Source organism: Vibrio sp. M260118 (assembly GCF_036533755.1).
In the GTDB taxonomy this organism is placed as follows: Bacteria; Pseudomonadota; Gammaproteobacteria; order Enterobacterales; family Vibrionaceae; genus Vibrio.
In genome coordinates this window covers 1-708 of the sequence record NZ_JATABG010000671.1, presented here as the reverse complement: position 1 = coordinate 708, position 708 = coordinate 1, and the positions used below count along the sequence as shown (strand labels likewise).

Genomic DNA, 708 nt, shown 5'->3' with positions numbered 1-708 from the left:
CTGTTAGCCGCACGCAACTGATAGATTCCATCTAAGGTCTCTACCAAGCGGTTTTGGAAACGTTCAAAAGATTGGTTCTCGCGCTTTTTAAGATGCTTGACCTTACTACCTAGTTTGCGCGAGAAGTAGATGACGACCGGGTTTACTAGCAATATAAATAGGCCCAAGCGCCAATCTAACCAAAGCAGTACGCCTGCAGTACCGATCACCGTGAGTAAACTGATTAGAAATTTACTCAGTGTGGAGCCGATAAACTGATCGATAGTTTCGACATCGGTAATCAAATGGGCGTTAATACCGCCACTACCACGCGTTTCGTACTGACGAATACTGATTCGACCAAGCTTATCGATCATTTTACTGCGCATCTGGAAGGTGATGGTCTTTGAGACAAGCGTAAACTGACGGCTTTGGAGAATACCTAATATTTGACTGGCACTTCGCATCACGATAACTAAAAGCAAAGTAAGAGCAATATACCCAGTTGGGGTTTGCATTGATGTGGGGAGTAATGCGTTCATGGCTGCTAACCCACTTCCAGGTTGATTCAATAGCACTTCATCGACCATCAGCGGCATCAATAACGGGATAGGGACACTGATTAATGTGGCTACAAGCGCAATAAAATTAGCCAGAATCAGTTTAGCTTTGTGCTTTTTTACTTGAGTTATCAACCAAGAACGGCTAATAGTGTTGGGAATATTATTC

At 43.5% G+C, this 708-nt stretch carries 1 protein-coding gene; it reads right to left on the bottom strand.

Annotated elements, in window-relative coordinates; all coding sequences use genetic code 11:
• Positions 1–708 (bottom strand): ABC transporter transmembrane domain-containing protein (locus QTO00_RS20460; RefSeq protein WP_443088955.1); only part of this gene is annotated, 708 nt, incomplete at both ends.